The organism is Paenibacillus sp. FSL H8-0175 (genome assembly GCF_045040615.1).
Taxonomy (GTDB): domain Bacteria; phylum Bacillota; class Bacilli; order Paenibacillales; family Paenibacillaceae; genus Paenibacillus_AQ; species Paenibacillus_AQ odorifer.
Genome location: NZ_CP150299.1, coordinates 2,320,763 through 2,340,326 on the forward strand (window position 1 = coordinate 2,320,763; position 19,564 = coordinate 2,340,326).

A 19,564-nucleotide genomic window follows, 5' to 3' on the forward strand; every position below is an offset into this window, starting at 1 on the left:
AGCGTCCGGTTATCCGGGCGCTTTTTTTGTTGCGGTAGTGTAGGGCTCTTGCACAAAATGAATGCGCTTACTTAGGCGAGTCGTATAAAAATATTATTTTTTCTATTATTTTTGTTCCCAAAATTAATAGAATACTATATTATGTTATGAATACAGATTCATATAAGTGTATATTCATTCAATTTGGGGTGAAAGTAGACAAAATTATAGGAGGTAAAAAATGTCCAAGAGAATACTATCTTTATTACTAGCTTTTACACTTATGATGTCGGGTCTGCTTCCAGCTGCATATGCAGGTGAAGTTGCAACCGAAATTAATCCGCAGGCGGTTGTTGCTCCGGTTTCTACGGAGAACACAGCTGATCCAGCGGTGCTTTCTTCAGAACAAACTACGGTAGCGACTGCTGTCTATGAACAAATAGCGGCGACAGTTTCCACAGAAGTATACAAAGCTTCTATGACGGAAGCTAGAACATTAGAATTGACTTTAGATCTTCCTGATGGGGCATCGCCTCAAGATATCATCTGGAATTTTGGCAGAACGGCGGAAGAGATGAAGCCGCTGGCAGAGTGGAAGAAATGGAATAAAGATGCGAAAGATTATTCAGGTAATCCTTTCGTAACAGTGACCTATGAGCCGATCTCAGGTTCAAAAGTAAAGGCTTTAATTCATTTTGATTTGCTGTACGGAGAGAATCTCTCATTAACGGGTATACGTGCAGAGTACGTCAAACGAGTGGGAATTTATAATCTAATCGGGACATTACCTGCTGGAGATGTGCTGGTAGAGCAGCAAGTCAAACTAAATCCATATGAAACCTATCATACATATGATGAGATTAAACCGGCGATCGATAGGATTACTGCTGACAGCAATAATAAATATGATCGATATGTAGAGTATCAGCAAATTGGGACCTCAACTCAAGGTCGTGCCATTCATTTCTCTATTGTTGCTAAGGATAAGTCCTCAGTAGATCAATATTTGAACGAGACCTTACCGCTTATGATGAATGATCCTGAAGCCCTGCAAAAGAAAATTAACGACGGGGATCTGCAGGATTATAAGGTACCTATCTGGTTGAACAACATTCATGCCGATGAAGCCAATGGTGTCGATGTAATCATTAAGTTTTTGGATACGCTGATGACACAGCAAATTGTCACCTATGATACCACTGATGATAATGGAAATCCGAAAAAGGTAGTTCTGAACATCGACGAAGCGCTTGACCATGTGATTTTCCTGCTTGATTATGTAGAGAATCCTGACGGTCGCGCGTTAAACACGCGTCAAACTTCAACGCTGCTTGATCCAAATCGGGACAACTCTTACCAGACCCAGCCTGAGACACAAGCGGTAACTGCACAAATTGCTAAGTGGACGCCGCTTACCTTTTTGGACATGCATGGATTTGTAAGTGGCTTCTTGATTGAGCCTTGCACACCACCTCATGATCCTAACATTGAATATGATCTTGTAATGCCAAGTATGCTTGAGCAAGCAAATGCCATGGGGAAGGCGGGAATTGCTAATACTAAATATGATTCCTACCATATCCCTTATGAAGAATACGAAAAAACACAACAGGATCCGAACTATAAAGGAACGAATGCAACAGGTTGGGATGATGCTTCACCAGCCTACACAGCTGTATATGCCATGCATCAAGGAGCACTTGGGCATACGATTGAAGTGCCTGAATTGAATGAAGATTCACTGGATGCCTTTTATTATGCGGCTTTGGGGGCAACCGATTATGTGATCAACAACAAGCAGGAACTGTTCCTGAATCAATTGGAAATCTTCAAACGGGGTATCCAAAATGAGAATACTAATGCTGCTGTTAAAGATTATCTAATCAATGCACAGAATGAGTCCATTGGACGTCCAGGGGTAGATGAGAATACGAATTTCTTCCCTGAGTATTACATTCTTCCGGTTGCAAAAGATTTGCAAAAAAATGATCTGGAAACCTACAAAATGGTTCAGTACCTACTGCGTAACAATGTGAAAATAGAACGGACAACAGCCAGTGTAACTGTAGATTCTGTAGTCTATCCGGCTGGAACCTATGTGGTGAATATGCATCAAGCCAAAAGAGGTTATGCGAATCTTGTCTTGTATGATGGACTAGATGTCTCGGATTTTAATGAGATGTATTCAGATACGGTACAGAATTTCTCGGCTATGCGTGGTTTTGACCGATATATTAGCCGTTCTGTTGGAGCATTCACTGGGAAAACAGAACAGGTTAGCAGTGTAACGATCCCTAGTGCGAATCTGGATCAATCTCCGTTCGAGCAAAATTATGTGATTAAAAACAGCAACAATGATGCGATAAAAGCTGTGAATGAGCTGCTAGCCAATCATAAGGCAGTGACACTGCTGGAGAATGGGGGGACGGGTTACGAGAAGGGAAGTTTCCTTGTATCCAGATCCAACCTTAGAACGGTATCGTCTAAATATCTGCTGGATATTGTGCCGTTTAGTGCTTCAGAGAACAGAACGGGTAAATTGCTTAAGGCTCCTAAGGTAGCTATTGCAGGAGCGACTGCATTTATGCTGAAGGATCTTGGATTTAACGTAACTACGGATACAGTGGCAGCAGATGTTCTAATCAATTCGGGAACGAATCTGATTGCTACAGGTAAACCATTTATCGGTTATGGAAGAACGATGCTGAAAACTGTTAAAGGGCTTAAGGTCCTCCCTGGGCTGGACTATTCAACTCCGGTCAATAAGGATGGCAAAGAAGATGCTCATGAGGGATTATTTAAGGCTGAGGTCTCTCAGGACAATGTAATTACAGCGCCTTATGCCGATAGCGAATACCTCTACACGGTTTCCGCGGCTTATATTACAAAAGTGCCTGAAGGCGCAGAGATCTTGGCGAAATACGGATCAGGCGCTGACTTTTTCAAAGCAGGCTGGTGGCCGAATAACGAGGCTGCACAAGACCAAGTATTGGCGCTTACTTACAATACAGACAACATTCATGTGACGTTATTTGCGAATGATCTGATGAATAAATATCATCCGCAAAATCAATTCAGATTGCTTGCCAATTCAATCTATGCTGCTGCTCCAGCGGCGACTGAAGAGGATGGTATGGATAACGGGGTGAATGAACAAGAGCCAACGACACCTTCGACACCGTGGCAGCCATCTGTAACATCAACACCTGCACCGACCGTGCAGCCGTCTGCAACACCAACGCCAGCTCCAACTCCAACTGTGCAGCCGTCTGCGACACCAGCCCCAATAGGTTCTAACTTCACGGATCTAGGTAAGGTGGCGTGGGCAGCATCGGCGATTAAAGAGCTGGCGGCAAAAGGGATTCTGCAAGGGGTGAGCGATAATACCTTTGCTCCGCTTAAAGAGGTGACGCGTGCCGAGTTTATTACCATGATCGTGCGAGCTTTTGATCTGCTTGATGTGAAATCATCCGCTGCCTTCAGTGACGTGAAAGCTTCTGACTGGTCTTACGGATACATTGCATCCGGGGTCAAGAACGGATTGATTAACGGTGTAGGCAATGGAAAGTTTGATCCTAACCGTGCGATTACACGTGAGGAAATGGCAATCATTGTATCCAATGCATTTAAGAAATTTAAAGGCAAGTCGGTAAGTGATACAAATGCCGCTCTGGCTAACTTTAAAGATCAGGCAACAATCGCTGCTTATGGTAAAGAAGCGGTGGCATTACTAACACAGGAAGGCATTGTGCAAGGTCTGACTGCGGATACCTTCGGTCCTAAAAAAATTGCCAACCGTGCTCAAGCAGCAGTGATTATCGATAGGATGTTGAAGCTTAATTAAGTTTTAGATTCTTATAAAAAAACAAAAATGCCCCTCAGCTATTTGGCTGAGGGGCATTTTTTTATAGTTACTTTGCATCATCCGTAGAGGGTAAATCCGGCAGTTGTTGAATGTAGCTGTTTGACATATTTAGAAGCCGCTGAACGGCGTCAAATTGTTCTTTTGTCGAACCGCCCTCTGTTTCTGAGCCATCGATTAGATTAAAGTTGTCTCCATCGTCGTAATCGACACCAGTTAAATACATGCTTGTGTCATTAATGAAAGAGCCGGTAGGCAAAAAGTGTCTGACAGGCAGCATGTTGGTCTGTTGGTTCATCAGGTCTTCTCCGAAGTGGAGCTGGTCTTTCATTGAAATCCCTAACAGGTTAGCTACAGTTGGCATAATGTCGATTTGGCCACCAGTTTGGCTGTACACGGCAGGTTCACCTACACCAGGGGCATGAACGATGAAAGGAACATTGAACATATCGGTATAACCATATTCGTGTCCGACCATTTCTTCCATTAACGATTTCTCGTTGCCATCAAGGGAATATAGCGATACACCCTGATGGTCACCGTAAAAGACAATGACGCTATCATCCCATAGACCACTGGACTTTAATTGATCCAGGAATTGTCCCATTGCATAATCTGCGTAATTTTGAGCTAGAATATAGTTGCCAACTAGGGTGCCTTCATACCGTTTAGGCAGTGTCATTTTATTTTTTAACTCTGGCATTTTATAAGGGTGATGAGCACTCATAGAAATGACCATCGCGTAAAAAGGATCATCTTTAGCATCCATTTTGACTAATTCTGGAACAGTCTTGGCATAGAGTACCTCATCTGAAGCACCGAATGCGATATGATCATCATCCCCATAGAACGCTTGATCATAATACTTATCAAAGTCTAGAACTTTGTATAGGGTTTTGCGGTTCCAGAATTCTACGCTATTGGTGTGAAAGGTTGCTGTGTTATATCCATTAGCTTTCATTAACTTAGGCAGGCTCGGAAGCGCCTTATCCATATAATTGGATGAAGTGGCTACTTCGTGGTGAGGAACGTACAACGAAGTATTCACTACAAATTCAGCATCCGAAGTTGTTCCTTGCCCGGCATTAGTATAGAAGTTATTGAAATAATGTTCGCTTTTCAAAAGCTTATTTAGATTGGGTGTTACTTCCTGCCCGTCAATGCTCAGGCCCAGCAAAAAGTTCTGAAAAGATTCCATTTGTACCACGATTAGATTCTTACCTTGAGCTGCCGCCCAGTACTTCGGTGAGACAGGTTCTGTAATCCCTTTGGTCTCGTTAATGGATGGTTGCGTGATTTCTTTGCTGTCGATTATTTCTTCTGTTTCCCTTGTATCGGCAAAAATAGTATAGACCTCGTAATTAAGAATCCCCATACTCTCCGCTTTTTTGTTCTCGTTCATACTGGCATGATTTGGCCAAACATTAAAGACACAGACCGCCAAAGAAACACTGATGATTCCAAACAAAGCAGTCCGGTTCATGCGGCGGTTCATACCTCTTTCTTTCCAGATCGCAATATATTTCGGACGGAACATAAAAAACATGAAAACTACAATATCCACAAAAATGAACAAGTAGTAAGGGTCCAGCAATGAGTATGTGCTTTCTCCCACCTTAGTTACTTTATCTGCTTGTTCTAAGGCATGATAAGTAGCAATTACACCGTAATATTTGTAATACATTAGCACGGCAAAATATATGACTGAAATCAATAGGTTGGCTATCATGTAATACAGAAACTTTCGTTTGGAAGCCATCCATTCTATGAGTCCAAATACGATAAAGAAAAATGGGATCTCTGTCAGCAGCATGCTCCAGTTAGGACCGTCGCTAAAAACTACGAACCAGGCCACTGCGCATTTTAGCAGCAGGACGAAGCTAAAGATTAGGAAGGGTTTATTTTTTATATCAAAATCTTTTTTCACTCGTTATCATCCTCTCTGATGCAATTACACCAAGGTCCTGCATATACCTGTATTTCATGGAAATCCGTTGCAATATGCCGAAGCTTATTATGCTCTCGAAGTTAACAAGTGTCAAAAGGTGGACGGGAGCCCTAGAGCGAAGCAACAGGCGATTTATGCCGCATAAGCAGGTAAAATCAACGCCAATCCCAAACTACAGGGTCCTATGCGTATAAAATGATTTTAATAATTTCCAGTATCCCGCAACTTTGTATAATATTCCTCAGTCTAAATATAGAGGAGTGATTAGAGAGGCGGGAATCAGATGACTAAGCGGCAGTTTGTAACGGTGGTAACGATTTGTTTTTTTGTACTCTTAAACTCTGGATGTAATCAAGGGGAGAACTCCATAGGTGTGGAACCTGCTGCCTCTATAGCTTCAACGTCTGTACCACAGGTAACGTCGACATCTGCTCAAGTAACTATGATTCCCGAAGACTTTTTGCAAACACTGGATTATAAAGTTCAGAGCCATCCGGAGGTATTTGCAGTTGAGGTACCGCAGAACTGGGAGGTTAAGCTGGGGGAGTATCCAGTGGGACTTTACTGGCAATTAGCGAATGAGTTCTCTAAAGATGCAGGATTGGATTTGACACTGCTGAAGGGGACCACGGTAGAGGTGCAGCGGTATTCCTTAGTCGATGGTTTACCTGGTTCTGGCGAACAAAAAGAATTTTCTTATCCCTCCAACCTCGTTTTGCTTGTGCAATCAGGGAATACCGTTGGTGCGTGGCTGGAATTTAATATTCAAAGTATCGGCCCGTCTATTAAGAAGCGTAGCTTGACTGACATTACAGGACTTACATTTGAGGAGTGGACGGAGAGAGAAGGTTTGTTTGCTGAGGAAGGTGAGAATGGTGACTTAGCCTCATTAGGCCATTTCGAACTTCTGGATGCTTTCTTTCAGGCTATTCAGGATGGTAATCATACCCGTGCCCGCGCATGTTTGAATCCTAATGCCTTACTCACTGCATTGACGGTTAACCGTCAAACGCATCAACTCTATAACCCGGATTTTGGTGGTGAAAATGCTCTCAGTGAAAGTATTGTTGAGGCTAAGCCTACCTCTTATAAAGTGATGGATTATGATACTGGCTCAGAAATTAAAGACATCGGTGACCGCACAACGTTAAATATTGTGGTCGATCTGTATATGAAATCACTAAATCCCGTCTTCAATACCCCAGATGGCCGGGAGACTCGCTTCGCAGTGTTGACCAAACACGCTAACGGCTGGAAGATTGGAGGTTTTGGAACGGGACCGTGAGTTGTTGCGTTATCTATTTTTTAATAAAAGGAGTGATCTCAAGTGTTTAAACAAAGTTTGATGTCAAAAGTGCAGGTAAGTCGGATTTGTAGAGTTGTTGTCGGGACTGTTCTTTGCCTGACTATGGTCTCACCTTTAGTGGCAGCAGCAGATAATGTGAATTCACTTGAAGAAAAGAAATTATTGTCTGGCATCACCCAACTGGACGCTGGTGACAGAAGTGCGTATGCCGTCACTGCGGATGGAACAGCCTGGGCGTGGGGTGGTGGGTATGGCTCTATTGGTAATGGGGCGACCACACCAGCGTATACTCCCGTCAAAATGCATATCGATCATGTAAAGCAAATCTCAGGTGGTTATCGCCATAACTTGATGTTGAAGGACGATGGTACAGTGTGGGCGGTAGGGGGGAACGAGCATGGACAACTTGGCATTGGAACACAGTCTTCTAAGATTCTTGTAGAGCCTGTTCAAGTGCAAGGGCTAACAGATGTGAAAGCTGTTTCTGCGGGGGGCACCTTTAGCTTAGCTCTTCTTAAAGATGGAACGGTCTGGGCGTGGGGAGGCAATGAACAAGGAGAACTCGGTGACGATTCGCGGAAAAACAAGCTAACCCCGGTGCAGGTGAAGGGACTACCCACCGTCCTGTCTATAGCAGCGGGATCGAATAATTCAGTGGCTCTTGGTAACGGCGGAGAGGTATGGGTGTGGGGATCACAGCAACCGCTGGGAACTCAGAAGGGCGTAATCTTAAAGCCTACGCTTATTAAAGGAAGCGGAGAATATAGAGCGGTTGATATGGATGGAGCCTATGGACTTTATGGGGCGGCATTGAGATGGGATGGCACAGTATGGATTTGGAATAATTACATAGATCCATATCTGGGAGAAGCTCTAAAGCCTGTTCAGGTTCCAGGACTTACAGACGTCATTTCGCTGACAACAGATTCCGCAGTGAAGGCGAATGGGACCGTGTGGCAGTGGACGGTTGGCGATAAGAACAAGATTAATGTTACACAGTCTAAAGGCATCCAGAATGCAGTTTCCGTTTCTAAAGGGAGCAGAAATCATTATGTACTCTTAAAAGATGGTCATGTCCTTGCCTGGGGGGCAAATGAATTTGGACAGACGGGTCTGGGGGTCAGAGAGATCGAGGTGAGTACGCCTCAGCTGGTGAAAAAATCTATTCAAGTGTTGTTGAATGGGAATGAAATGGAACTGACTATGCCGCCGTTACTAATCAATAATTCGACATATGTTCCTTTAAGAGGAGTCTTCGAGCAGATGGGAGTTAATGTTCGTTGGGATGTTCCATCGAGAGCTGTGGTTGCTGTGAAGGGATCTACAACGCTGATCTTGAATTCGGTAACTGGACAAACGACTGTTAATGGAAAGATTATCGCAACAGATCAAAAACCGGTCTTCATTAATGATAGCGTTTATGTACCCCTCAGATTGATAAGTGAAATGTTGGGGGCGCAGGTAGAATGGGATGCAGGTGCTTATGCCGTTCGAATAAATTCCAATAAATAAGTTGACTATATATTAGAAGCTTTAGGCTGAACTCTCCTTCAGGGGAGCTCAGCTTTTTTGCGTGGAAGGCAGAAGATTTAGGGGGATATGCAATGACCGTAAACAAAGCGTACGCGATTTTGAAGAATGTGTGCGGGAATCTTTTCGAGGATTCTTTATACGGATGATGATGAATATTGGAAAAATGGGACAACTTATAATTATCCCAATGATCGTTCAATTATGGGCGCGAAACGGATGGGCATAGCAACAACGATTAATATTGGGACAAAAACGGGTAAGAGTATATATTACGGCCTCTTTGTATTTGCTGCAGTGCTGTTGATTGGAATGTGTGGAAACCGAACTTCTTTAGGCGGAGTTGAAAGGGTGGTGAGATTTTTCATTGATTTTAAAATAAATCGTATGAAGTATAACCCTCTTGTGATAGAATAATCTAGTTGCCCTAGTTTCTGAAAATCCACTCTGTTCCAGCAAAACACTTGATCTATACACGTGGATAATCGAGGAAATATGAGCATTTAAGAGTATTAACAAGATTTCTTAGAGATTTTACACAAAACACATCATTTTTTGTCGGTTTTTATTGATTTATTCAAAAATATTATGTATAATCAGCCTTGTTGATTTTGCAAATGGAATTTTAGGAGGTTTTTATTTTGGGAAAAGCGTTAATTATTGGCGCTGGCGGCGTAGCAAGTGTTGTTGTTCATAAATGCTGCCAGAACCCGGATGTATTTGAAGAGATCTGCATTGCTAGCAGAACTGTCGCGAAATGTGACGCTCTGAAAGATAAATTAGCCGGAGGCCGCACGAAGATTTCTACTGCTCAGCTCGATGCAGATAACACGGACGAAGTCATTGAACTGATCAAGAGCTTTGAGCCGGATGTCGTTATTAATGTCGCTCTCCCATATCAGGACCTGACGATCATGGATGCGTGCCTGGCAACAGGAGTGCACTATGTGGATACTGCCAATTATGAACCACAAGATACAGCGAAATTCGAATATTCCTGGCAGTGGGCTTACAAAGAAAGATTTGAGAAAGCTGGCCTTACCGCTTTGCTCGGCAGTGGATTTGACCCAGGTGTAACTGGCGTATTCACGGCTTATGCGCAAAAGCACTATTTTGACGAGATCCATACCATTGATATTGTAGACGCCAACGCTGGCGATCATGGATATCCATTCGCTACAAACTTTAATCCTGAAATCAATATTCGTGAAATTACAGCTAATGGCCGTTATTTCGAGAATGGCGAGTGGATTGAAACTGCACCACTTTCTGAGAAGAAAGTTTACGATCTTCCGGAAATTGGACCTAAAGATATTTATCTTTTGTACCATGAAGAGCTGGAATCCTTGGCTGTTAACATCAAGGGCGTGAAAAAGATCCGTTTCTGGATGACTTTCTCACAGAACTACCTGACTCACTTGAAAGTGCTTGAGAATGTGGGTATGACTTCTATCGAGCCTATCATGTACGAAGGTAAAGAGATCGTTCCTTTGCAATTCTTGAAGGCAATGCTGCCTGACCCAGCTTCCCTGGGACCAAGAACAAAAGGTAAAACTAACATTGGATGTATCATCCAAGGTACTAAAGACGGTAAGCCAAAAACTTATTATGTATACAACGTTTGCGATCATGAAGAATGTTATGCAGAGGTTGGCTCCCAAGCCATTTCCTATACTACAGGCGTTCCTGCAATGATCGGAGCAATGTTAATTATAAAAGGAATCTGGAAGAAACCAGGCGTGCACAACGTAGAAGAGTTCGATCCAGATCCATTCATGGAAGCTTTGAATAAACATGGTCTGCCTTGGCAAGAAGATTTCTCGCCAACGCTGCTAGACTAAGGCGCGATTGATGGATATTGATATCAGCGTTGTCCCGTCACCATGTTACCTTGTTGATGAAAGATTGCTTACCCGCAATCTTGAGATTATGAATTCTGTACAAGAACGTACAGGAGCTAAGATTTTGCTCGCGCAAAAAGGCTTCTCTATGCACTCCTTGTATCCGCTAGTTGGCAAGTACTTGCATGGCGTAACTTCCAGCTCCTTATTCGAAGCCAGACTTGGCTATGAAAAAATGGGCAAAGAGGTTCATGTCTACGCACCAGCTTATGTGGACAGTGAATTCGATGAGCTTCTTGAATACTCCGATCACATTGTGTTCAATTCTTTTGACCAGTGGAATCGATTCAAGGATCGTGTGAAAAATGCACCGAAGCACATCAGCTGCGGCATTCGAGTGAATCCGGAGTATTCCGAGATCGAAGTTCCGCTGTATGATCCATGCTACAATTATTCCAGAATGGGAGTAACTCTCCCTAACTTTAGACCTGAAGAGCTTGAGGGGATTGATGGATTACACTTCCATACCATGTGCGAACAAAATTCTGACACACTGGAGCGTACGCTCAAGGTAGTCGAAGAGAAGTTCGGACCTTATCTCAAAGGGATGAAATGGCTTAATTTTGGTGGCGGTCATCATATTACACGTCCCGATTATGATCTGGAGACCCTTGTCCGCTGCATTTTGCATATGAAAGAGACTTACGGTGTGGAAATCTATCTGGAGCCAGGTGAGGCCGTTGCGCTTAATACTGGATATTTGGTAGCTACCGTTCTGGATGTTATGCATAACGGTATGGACATTGCGATTCTTGATACTTCGGCTGAATGCCACATGCCAGATGTACTGGCTATGCCATACCGTCCGAACATTATCGATGCTGGACAACCTGGGGAATATCCTTATACGTACAGATTAGGTGGAATGACTTGCCTAGCCGGAGATGTGATTGGAGATTATTCCTTCAAGGAGCCTTTGAAATACGGCGATAGACTCGTATTCCTAGATATGGCGCATTATTCTATGGTGAAGAACCATATGTTTAACGGCGTGAATCTGCCAGCTATCGTCAGCTACAATGACGAAGAGGGAATTAAAGTAATCAAACAGTTCGCTTTCGAAGATTTCAGCGGACGTTTATCTTAATAGAATGATCTAAAAAGGTGTCCCTTCAGGGACACCTTTTTTGCTATGGTTCCAGTCCTTTGAATGCGCGATTACATCTAGAAAAAGAGAAGTGATGCTAAGGACCGTATAGCAGCTATTGGTATTTATTAGCTTATTTAGCTAAGGTTATGGACAGTATAGCTCTTATTGGCCGAATAGTGACTATTTTTAGGGCGCATTTGGTAGAATAGCTGCAACTGAGTCCGATTGTATGCTGATACAGCCGATTTTTCGGAAATAGAGTCTCCTCGGTCCGCTTCATGCTCGTGGGGATGGGGAGAAGATAGATATCGAACCGTTTTTTCATAGGGATGCTTCTCTTGTTATTGGGTTTATCTTACAGTTGGATACTTGTATTACTGGAAAAGTTTCTTCATAATTAGCCGCTCACAAGTAAGGTCTCATGTGATACAATAATTTAGTCTGTTTTTAAAAATAGTTATTGAAGGGTCCGTATCTGAGGAGGAAGTCAGCATCAATGAAACATGCACCGTTTATTGCAGTGGAAGGCCCGATCGGGGCTGGAAAAACAACATTAGCTTCGATGCTTGCAGAGGAATTAAACTTACCGATTATTAAGGAGATTGTTGATGAAAATCCGTTTCTAGCTAAATTTTATCAGAACATGGATGACTGGAGCTTTCAACTGGAGATGTTTTTTCTCTGTAATCGGTACAAGCAGCTTGAAGATACAGTAACTCAATACATAGATAAAGGTAAACCGGTGATCTCGGATTATCATATTTATAAGAACCTTATCTTTGGGGAACGAACGCTGAAGGGAACGAAACGAGAAAAGTATCGACAAATCTATCATGTGCTGACGGATGACCTGCCGAAGCCAAATATTATTCTCTATATAAAAGCGGATCTCGATACCTTGTTAAAAAGAATTGCCAAACGCGGACGCCCTTTTGAGGGGGGGATGGATACTGCGTATTTGCAGCAATTGATAGAAGATTATGATGATGCGATGGCCTCTCTAGCGATTCAAGAGCCGTCTACCGTTATTATTACCATAGATGGAAATGCAGTCGATTTCGTGGAGAACCCAGAACACTTCGTCGAAATTGCCTCTCACCTAAAGGAGCTAATGAAATGAATCCATATAACATCCCAGATAACGCCATAATTACAGTGGCAGGAACCGTGGGGGTGGGGAAATCCACTTTAACAGGTGCTTTGGCTAAAAGGTTGAATTTTCAAACCTCGCTGGAGCAAGTTGATCATAATCCTTATCTTGAAAAATTCTATCATGATTTTGAGAGATGGAGTTTTCATCTACAGATCTATTTCCTAGCCGAACGTTTTAAAGAACAGAAGAAAATGTTCGAAATGGGCGGTGGTTTTGTTCAAGATCGCTCGATTTATGAGGACACTGGTATTTTTGCTAAAATGCATGCGGATCAAGGCACGATGTCTAAGACAGACTATGAAACCTATACAAGCTTGTATGAAGCTATGGTTATGACACCCTATTTCCCGCACCCTGATGTACTGATTTATATTGAAGGCAGTCTTCCTTCTATTTTAGCGCGAATTAATGAACGTGGCCGTGAAATGGAAATTCAAACGGACGTGTCCTACTGGGAACATATGCATGGCAGATATTCGAAATGGATCAATGAGTTTACAGCTTGCCCAGTGCTCCGACTGAACATTGATGATTATGACGTGAATGATTCGGCATCAATGGCGGATATTCTTACGAAGGTAGGCAACACCATTCGTAAGCCTGTTGATACAATATAATAGTTGATGATTAGCAGCTCCCGTGGTTTGGGGGTTGTTTTTTTATGTGCTCAAAAAAAGACCCAAATCTATGATTTGGGCCTAATAGGGAAGTGTCAGTTGTCCTAATCATAAAATACGAAAAGTAAATTAAAATGGTGTGGACATTGTAATGTGCTTAAGGGCCACCTCCTATTTTATTAGCCCTTTTTTATAAAAATAGGTTCCAGTCTAATAGAAACTAGTTATTGGTCCATGTCTAAAATTAATAAGATGCGTACACTGAACTATCTTTATAGGGAGGTGTACGCATTGAGTTGTCCAGACGATAAAAAGTGTCATAAGAAAAAAGTCGCCACTGTATTTCCTTCGAAAAGAAAAAGAAAAGAACATCGCCGAAAGGTTATTAAGAAGATTGTAAAAGTAACCTGTCCTCCACCAGAAGTGAATGTTACTACTCCGACAGTTGTTGGTGCTACAGGACCGCAAGGGCCGCAAGGAGCACAAGGACTCCAAGGAATACAAGGGGCCCAAGGCATTCCCGGAGCTCAAGGAGCACGAGGATTCCAAGGAGCTGAAGGACCTCAAGGACCTGCCGGCGGACCTCCGGGACCCCAAGGACCTCAAGGTGAACCCGGGCCAGCGGGAGCGATTGGTCCACAGGGTGTAGCGGGACCCGTTGGTCCTCAGGGTGCGCAAGGCGTTCCGGGTGCCCAAGGAGTTGTAGGTCCTCAGGGACCGCAAGGTTTACCGGGTCCTGCAGGAGCTATAGGACCACAAGGTTTTGTAGGAGCAACCGGAGCGCCGGGAGCGCCGGGAGCGCCGGGAGCACCGGGAGCACCAGGAGCACCGGGAGCAACCGGAGCAACAGGAGCACCGGGAGCGGCCGGAGCACCGGGAGCAGCCGGAGCACCGGGAGCAGCAGGAGCACCGGGAGCAGCCGGAGCACCGGGAGCAACCGGGGCGCCGGGAGCAGCAGGAGCACCGGGGGCAGCAGGAGCCGCGGGAGCAACCGGAGCACCGGGAGCAGCAGGAGCAACGGGCGCAACCGGGGCAACAGGAGGCGTATTAGGTTTTGCTGATTTTTTTGCCCTAATGCCTCCTGATAATGCAGCAACTGTAGCACCGGGCACAGACGTAAGTTTTCCTCAAGATGGACCTACCAGCGGGACGACAATTGCACGAACAGGTCCTAGTTCTTTTAATTTAGCGGCAATAGGGACTTATCAGGTGTTGTTTCAGGTTAGTGTAACCGAAGCGGGACAACTCATCTTGACTCTTAATGGTGCGGATCTCGCCTATACCGTAGTTGGACGCGCAACAGGTACATCGCAAATCGTAGAAATGGCTATAGTGCAAACAACGGTCATTAACACCATCCTGACCGTTCGCAATCCTGCTGGTAACTCTACTGCACTTACTATTACTCCTCTCGCTGGAGGAACAAGATCTGTTTCAGCACATCTCGTTATTACACAATTAGCGTAACAAGGTGTATTTCGTATAGATAAGTTGGTCACCTTAATATTGGTGATTTTACTTATGATTATTGTAAAGAGGAGGACGAACGAAGGTCCTCCTCTTTATTCAGAGTATTTACTATTAACATTCTATTGTTTTTCTATCGTCTAACGACTTGAAATTAATCATCTATTTATGTGAATTCTTTTGATTCTATCTTAAGATGCCATATCGGTTTCCTCATGATACAATAAAAGATAAGTTTATAAGGATGAGGTGACTTTAGTTGAAGTATGATTTCGATCGCGTAATTGACCGCCGTAATACTAGCTCTTACAAATGGGACCAATCCGAGAAGTTGTTTGGTGAGAAGGATATTATGCCGCTTTGGGTGGCAGACATGGATTTTGAAAGTCCTCCCGCAGTGAAGGAAGCCATTCTGCGCCGCGCAGAACAAGGAGTTTACGGTTACAGTGTACCTAGTGATACTTATAAAGAAGCCATCACGTCATGGTTTAAAAGACGGCATGATTGGCAGATCAAACCGGAGTGGATTTCAGATTCTCCCGGAATTGTAACTTCCTTAAGCCTCTCTGTTGAACTGTTTACTGAGCCTGGGGACGAGGTTATTTTACAATCGCCAGTTTATTATCCCTTCTATGATGTCATCCAGATGAATGACCGGAAGGTTGCCAAGAATCCGCTTATCGTCCGTAATGGGCGCTTTGAGATGGATTATGAGCAATTGGAAGGGTTGATGTTGGGTGGAGCGAAGCTGCTGCTGTTATGCAGTCCGCATAATCCAGGCGGTAGAGTATGGGAAAGAGAAGAGCTGTTGAAGCTCGGTGAACTGTGCTTGCGTCACGGAGTGACAGTTATCTCTGATGAGATCCATTGTGATTTGGCGCTTCCAGGTTATGAGCATATTCCTTTTGCGTCCTTGTCTGAGGAAATTGCCAATATTACGTTAACCACCCTTGCTGCGACCAAAACCTTCAATCTTCCGGGGCTTCAATCCTCTTTTATCGTGTCCTCGAATCCGGAATTGAAACGTAAATTTGATCAAAAAATGAAAGCCTTGAGCTTACATATGGCTAGTTTCTTCGCGCAAGGAGCGGTACAAGCCGCTTACAATGACGGAGAAGAATGGCTGGATGAGCTGTTACAATATGTATCAGATAATGTGGATTATACGGTCAGCTATTTGGCGGAGCATTTACCACAGGTTCATGTGATGCAGCCGCAAGGAACCTACCTGCTCTGGGTGGATTGCCGCGAACTGAACTTGGAAATAGACGGTCTGAAGCAGCTGATGTACAAAGAGGCTAAAGTGGCTTTTAATGAAGGTTCTGTTTTTGGAACAGAAGGCAAAGGCCATCTACGGATTAATCTGGCTTGTCCGAGATCCACATTAGTTGAGGCATTGGAACGCTTTTGCAAGGCAGCCGCAGCTTATACAACGAAATAAACGGTGATTACTGAAGCTTGATGATTCCGCTAATGGGATCGTTAAGCTTCTTTATTTTGCAATAGGGTAAAAAGAATAATAAAATAGAGTCCATTACGACAAGCAGGAGGACTGCAAATGAAATGGGTAGCTCAGCTTCCGTATTATAAGATACAACGAGAAATTAGGGATGGAGAACAACGAAGTGTTGCTTCGAATCGGCTAATGTATCTGTATCAAGATAGAATTGTAACACGCCATCGGGAATTCCCGCTAAAAGATATTTTCGATATGTCTTATCGCTCAATGGGGGATATGAGCGGCATGTTCTATCTCCACACGAGTAAGGGCGTGTATGCTTATTTGATAGAGTGCGATCCTGAGCGGTTTATTGAAGCCTTTAAAGAACAGGAATTGAATAAAAATTGAGCGACCCTCGTTGGCCGTGATATGATAGCTTTTATGAAAAAAACATAATGGGAGAGAACATAAATGAGCAAAACACGAATTATTATTGATGCAGATACAGGTATTGACGATGCACTGGCGATTCTATATGCCTTGCGTGCTCCAAACGTAATTGTAGAAGGAATTACAACCGTTTTTGGAAATATTGAGGTCGAAAAGGCGGCGGACAATTCACTGCGGCTAATCGAGCTTGTTAAGCCCGGTTATGAGATTCCTGTAGCGATCGGAGCATCCAAGGCACTTGTTCGTGAGCACTCAGGCTACGCCACTCATGTGCATGGTGAGAACGGTATTGGCAATGTGGAAATTGCTCCATCCAGCCAGCGTCCCATTAGTGAAACTGCATCTGAGTTTATTGTTCGGATGGCTAATGAGAATCCCGGAGAGATTGTATTAGTCACACTGGCACATCTAACCAACCTTTCAATGGCGCTTGATATGGACCCTGGTATTAAGAATACTTTGAAAAAAGTAGTGGTAATGGGCGGTACGATCTTCAATCCCGGCAATAGAACACCGGTTGCGGAAGCGAATATTGCCGGGGATCCGGAAGCTGCTGATCATGTATTTACATCTGGGCTTCCTGTTATGATGGTGGGTCTAGACGTTACGCTTAAGACGCGGATTACACAAGAGCATATCGATTTATTAAAACGTTTTGGACGTGAAGAAAATAAAGCGATCATTTCGTTTATGGAACAATCGCTTACTCATTATTTTAATTTCTATCGTGAAGCGAACTTTTTGATCAACAGCGCACCGCTGCATGATCCACTCGCACTTATGGTTGCGCTGCAACCAGATCTGGTAACCTACAAAGAGATGAATGTTCGTGTGGAGCACAAAGGTGAGTTTACAGCGGGAATGGTCGTAGCGGACTTGCGGGCTCAGCCAAAAGTGGGTAAACCCATACAAGTTGCAGTGGATGTAGATGTTGAACGAGCAGTGGGAACCTTTTTGAGCGTGTTTATGTAATTTTGCCGACCTCTTCTAATATGAAAAATAATTTCGCAGCTCATAGATGACAATCTATTAATTTTACAATTGGATAATCTTTGGTAAAATGGTAGAGGACATATAAGAGTTTACAAGATTAGACTGCATATCATAGAAGAGGGAGACTTAACATTCATGAATAAGCGAATCGGTAAATTAGTATTATGTATGGCTATTTCGCTAGGAGGCACCACGGCGTTATTCCAAAATACTACACAGGCAGCCACAGCTGGTGGAGTTAGTATTGTGCTGGATGGTTATCCACTACCATTTCCAGTAGAACCTGTTGTGATGAGCGGAACAACGATGGTGCCATTCCGAGCTATATCTGAAGCTTTGGGAATTAATGTCGAGTGGAATCAAGCGCAGAAGAAAATTACGGCTACCAAAACAGATACTGCAGGGACCAAAGTGGTAACCCTGACCCTTGGCAGCAAAAATGCAGGTGTTAACGGCGCGGTTGTGAAGTTAGGAGTTGCTCCGCAGACGATCCGGGATACAACGATGATTCCCCTTAGCTTCTTCGGCCAGCAGTTTGGTGCGGGTGTAGCTTGGAATCAATCCACGAAGACCGTATCTATTACTTCGCCGAAGACTGAGCTGTACACTCTTGGTTTCTATGCGCTGAGTTCTTATAGTGAGATTTCCTTACTTCCTAATTTTGATGCTATGGCCTTCGGTTGGAGTGGGATTGATAAAACCGGGCAATTCACCACAACGGGGACTGATTTCAAATGGCCTCAGGCGGCTGGTGACGTAACACCAGAATCAATTGTCACGAATGCAGCGGCAGGTGGAACAGCTCCTTATCTGATGGTCTTCTCTGGAGACACCGCATCAGAGTTAACTAAGAACCTGGAAGATAAACAGCTTCAAGAACAGACGATTACTGGAATCGTAGATCTTGCAACGCAAAAAGGATTCCAAGGCATTACTCTGGATCTGGAGGGCCTAGGTCTAACAGGTGATAAGGCGAAGGTGCAAGCAGATTATAATGCTTTTGTGAAAAACCTATCACAAAAAGCACATGCAGCAGGACTTAAACTTACCGTTATTCTTCATCCATTAAATAGTTCTTATAAAGGTTATGATTACAAAACTTTAGGAACACTTGCAGATGATTTGGTCATTATGGCGTACGATTATTTACAAGAGAAAAAAGTTCCAGAGCCGATGAGTTTAGTTGATGAAGGCATCCGGCTTGCGCTTCAGCAAGTGAGTAAGGATAAGCTGATCCTCGGGATCTCTGTGTATAGCGAAAACGAATCTTCAGTGAATTCTAAGGTAGGACTTGCTAAACGTTATGGTCTTAAAGGAATTGCGATCTGGCGTTTAGGTCTGATCGGGCAGCCTGTCTGGAACGAGATGGGGAAGTCAGTAGAGTAAGCAGCAACGATCAAAAAGAGTGGTACCGCGAAGGTTAAACCTATCGCCTCTTTGGAGGCGATAGGTTTTTTCTGTTCTCTATTGAATAAATACTATTGAAGGTGGGTGTTTTATCTACCTAAGGTTTTTTTATGGGCAGAATGCAACTGTTTAGAGAGAATATCAGACGAGAGTGTTGAACAATTGGACTGCTATGCCGCTGCTTGCGAGTATCTTTTAATACCAAAGTATGAAGAACGTTATTTAGATACGGAGGTTACACTCAACGATTAACTATGCACATGCAAAATCTCAAGAAAAAATGGATAAATGGATGGCGTGGATAATTAGCCGCCGTAACTGGCAGCCGATTGCTGTCTTCATAAGCGTTTAACGCCAATCTTTCGAGTGTTGGAGGTGAACACAACTGAGGGCATAAAGAGACCAAAAATACGAAACCAG

At 43.6% G+C, this 19,564-nt stretch carries 14 protein-coding genes; 13 read left to right on the forward strand and 1 reads right to left on the reverse strand.

Going from position 1 to position 19,564, the window contains the following annotated elements; genetic code table 11:
- Positions 1-220: 220 nt before the first annotated feature.
- Positions 221-3,823, forward strand: coding sequence for a M14 family metallopeptidase (locus MHH46_RS09890; RefSeq protein ID WP_076191261.1), 3,603 nt, complete (start codon positions 221-223; stop codon positions 3,821-3,823).
- A gap of 67 nt (positions 3,824-3,890) precedes the next feature.
- On the opposite strand, the gene MHH46_RS09895 is transcribed toward MHH46_RS09890, so the two are convergent.
- Positions 3,891-5,768, reverse strand: coding sequence for an LTA synthase family protein (locus MHH46_RS09895; protein ID WP_076191263.1), 1,878 nt, complete (start codon positions 5,766-5,768; stop codon positions 3,891-3,893).
- A gap of 304 nt (positions 5,769-6,072) precedes the next feature.
- Here MHH46_RS09895 and MHH46_RS09900 point away from each other — a divergent pair, with 304 nt between their 5' ends.
- From MHH46_RS09900 to MHH46_RS09955, 12 genes are all read left to right on the forward strand, one after another.
- Positions 6,073-7,074 carry a DUF4830 domain-containing protein gene (locus MHH46_RS09900; RefSeq protein ID WP_076191265.1) on the forward strand — a complete coding sequence of 334 codons (1,002 nt, stop codon included), beginning with the start codon at positions 6,073-6,075 and terminating at the stop codon, positions 7,072-7,074.
- A 42-nt stretch (positions 7,075-7,116) separates the two neighbouring features.
- A complete protein-coding gene (locus MHH46_RS09905; RefSeq protein ID WP_076191267.1) occupies positions 7,117-8,607 on the forward strand; it encodes a stalk domain-containing protein in 1,491 nt (496 codons plus the stop codon).
- A 222-nt stretch (positions 8,608-8,829) separates the two neighbouring features.
- Entirely contained in the window at positions 8,830-9,042 is a 213-nt protein-coding gene (locus MHH46_RS09910) for a hypothetical protein (protein ID WP_143759894.1), read from the forward strand.
- Positions 9,043-9,266: 224 nt separating this feature from the next.
- Positions 9,267-10,466, forward strand: a complete 1,200-nt coding sequence (locus MHH46_RS09915; RefSeq protein WP_076191269.1) for a saccharopine dehydrogenase family protein — start codon at positions 9,267-9,269, stop codon at positions 10,464-10,466.
- Positions 10,467-10,476: 10 nt separating this feature from the next.
- Positions 10,477-11,613, forward strand: coding sequence for a carboxynorspermidine decarboxylase (nspC, locus tag MHH46_RS09920; protein ID WP_076125019.1), 1,137 nt, complete (start codon positions 10,477-10,479; stop codon positions 11,611-11,613).
- Positions 11,614-12,112: 499 nt separating this feature from the next.
- Positions 12,113-12,736: a deoxynucleoside kinase gene (locus tag MHH46_RS09925; RefSeq protein ID WP_076191271.1), complete on the forward strand. Its 624-nt coding sequence runs from the start codon at positions 12,113-12,115 to the stop codon at positions 12,734-12,736.
- Positions 12,733-13,386, forward strand: a complete 654-nt coding sequence (locus MHH46_RS09930; protein ID WP_076125023.1) for a deoxynucleoside kinase — start codon at positions 12,733-12,735, stop codon at positions 13,384-13,386. Before MHH46_RS09925 ends, MHH46_RS09930 begins: the two co-directional genes overlap by 4 nt.
- Before the next feature lie 291 nt (positions 13,387-13,677).
- The gene (locus MHH46_RS09935; protein WP_076191273.1) at positions 13,678-14,853 is read left to right on the forward strand and encodes a collagen-like protein; all 1,176 of its coding nucleotides are present in this window, start codon (positions 13,678-13,680) and stop codon (positions 14,851-14,853) included.
- A gap of 259 nt (positions 14,854-15,112) precedes the next feature.
- A complete protein-coding gene (locus tag MHH46_RS09940) occupies positions 15,113-16,294 on the forward strand; it encodes a MalY/PatB family protein (RefSeq protein WP_076125027.1) in 1,182 nt (393 codons plus the stop codon).
- A gap of 117 nt (positions 16,295-16,411) precedes the next feature.
- Positions 16,412-16,702, forward strand: a complete 291-nt coding sequence (locus tag MHH46_RS09945) for a hypothetical protein (protein WP_076191275.1) — start codon at positions 16,412-16,414, stop codon at positions 16,700-16,702.
- 63 nt (positions 16,703-16,765) lie between these two features.
- Entirely contained in the window at positions 16,766-17,716 is a 951-nt protein-coding gene (locus MHH46_RS09950; protein ID WP_076191277.1) for a nucleoside hydrolase, read from the forward strand.
- Positions 17,717-17,872: 156 nt separating this feature from the next.
- Positions 17,873-19,123, forward strand: coding sequence for a stalk domain-containing protein (locus MHH46_RS09955; RefSeq protein WP_076191279.1), 1,251 nt, complete (start codon positions 17,873-17,875; stop codon positions 19,121-19,123).
- The last annotated feature ends 441 nt before the right edge of the window (positions 19,124-19,564 follow it).

What these genes read in the sequence shown, in the direction of transcription:
- MHH46_RS09910 (WP_143759894.1), top strand. Translation starts at nt 8,830, where the DNA reads ATGGGCGCGAAACGGATGGGCATAGCAACAACGATTAATATTGGGACA.
- MHH46_RS09925 (WP_076191271.1), top strand. Translation starts at nt 12,113, where the DNA reads ATGAAACATGCACCGTTTATTGCAGTGGAAGGCCCGATCGGGGCTGGA.
- MHH46_RS09930 (WP_076125023.1), top strand. Translation starts at nt 12,733, where the DNA reads ATGAATCCATATAACATCCCAGATAACGCCATAATTACAGTGGCAGGA.
- MHH46_RS09900 (WP_076191265.1), top strand. Translation starts at nt 6,073, where the DNA reads ATGACTAAGCGGCAGTTTGTAACGGTGGTAACGATTTGTTTTTTTGTA.
- nspC (WP_076125019.1), top strand. Translation starts at nt 10,477, where the DNA reads ATGGATATTGATATCAGCGTTGTCCCGTCACCATGTTACCTTGTTGAT.
- MHH46_RS09955 (WP_076191279.1), top strand. Translation starts at nt 17,873, where the DNA reads ATGAATAAGCGAATCGGTAAATTAGTATTATGTATGGCTATTTCGCTA.
- MHH46_RS09945 (WP_076191275.1), top strand. Translation starts at nt 16,412, where the DNA reads ATGAAATGGGTAGCTCAGCTTCCGTATTATAAGATACAACGAGAAATT.
- MHH46_RS09890 (WP_076191261.1), top strand. Translation starts at nt 221, where the DNA reads ATGTCCAAGAGAATACTATCTTTATTACTAGCTTTTACACTTATGATG.
- MHH46_RS09950 (WP_076191277.1), top strand. Translation starts at nt 16,766, where the DNA reads ATGAGCAAAACACGAATTATTATTGATGCAGATACAGGTATTGACGAT.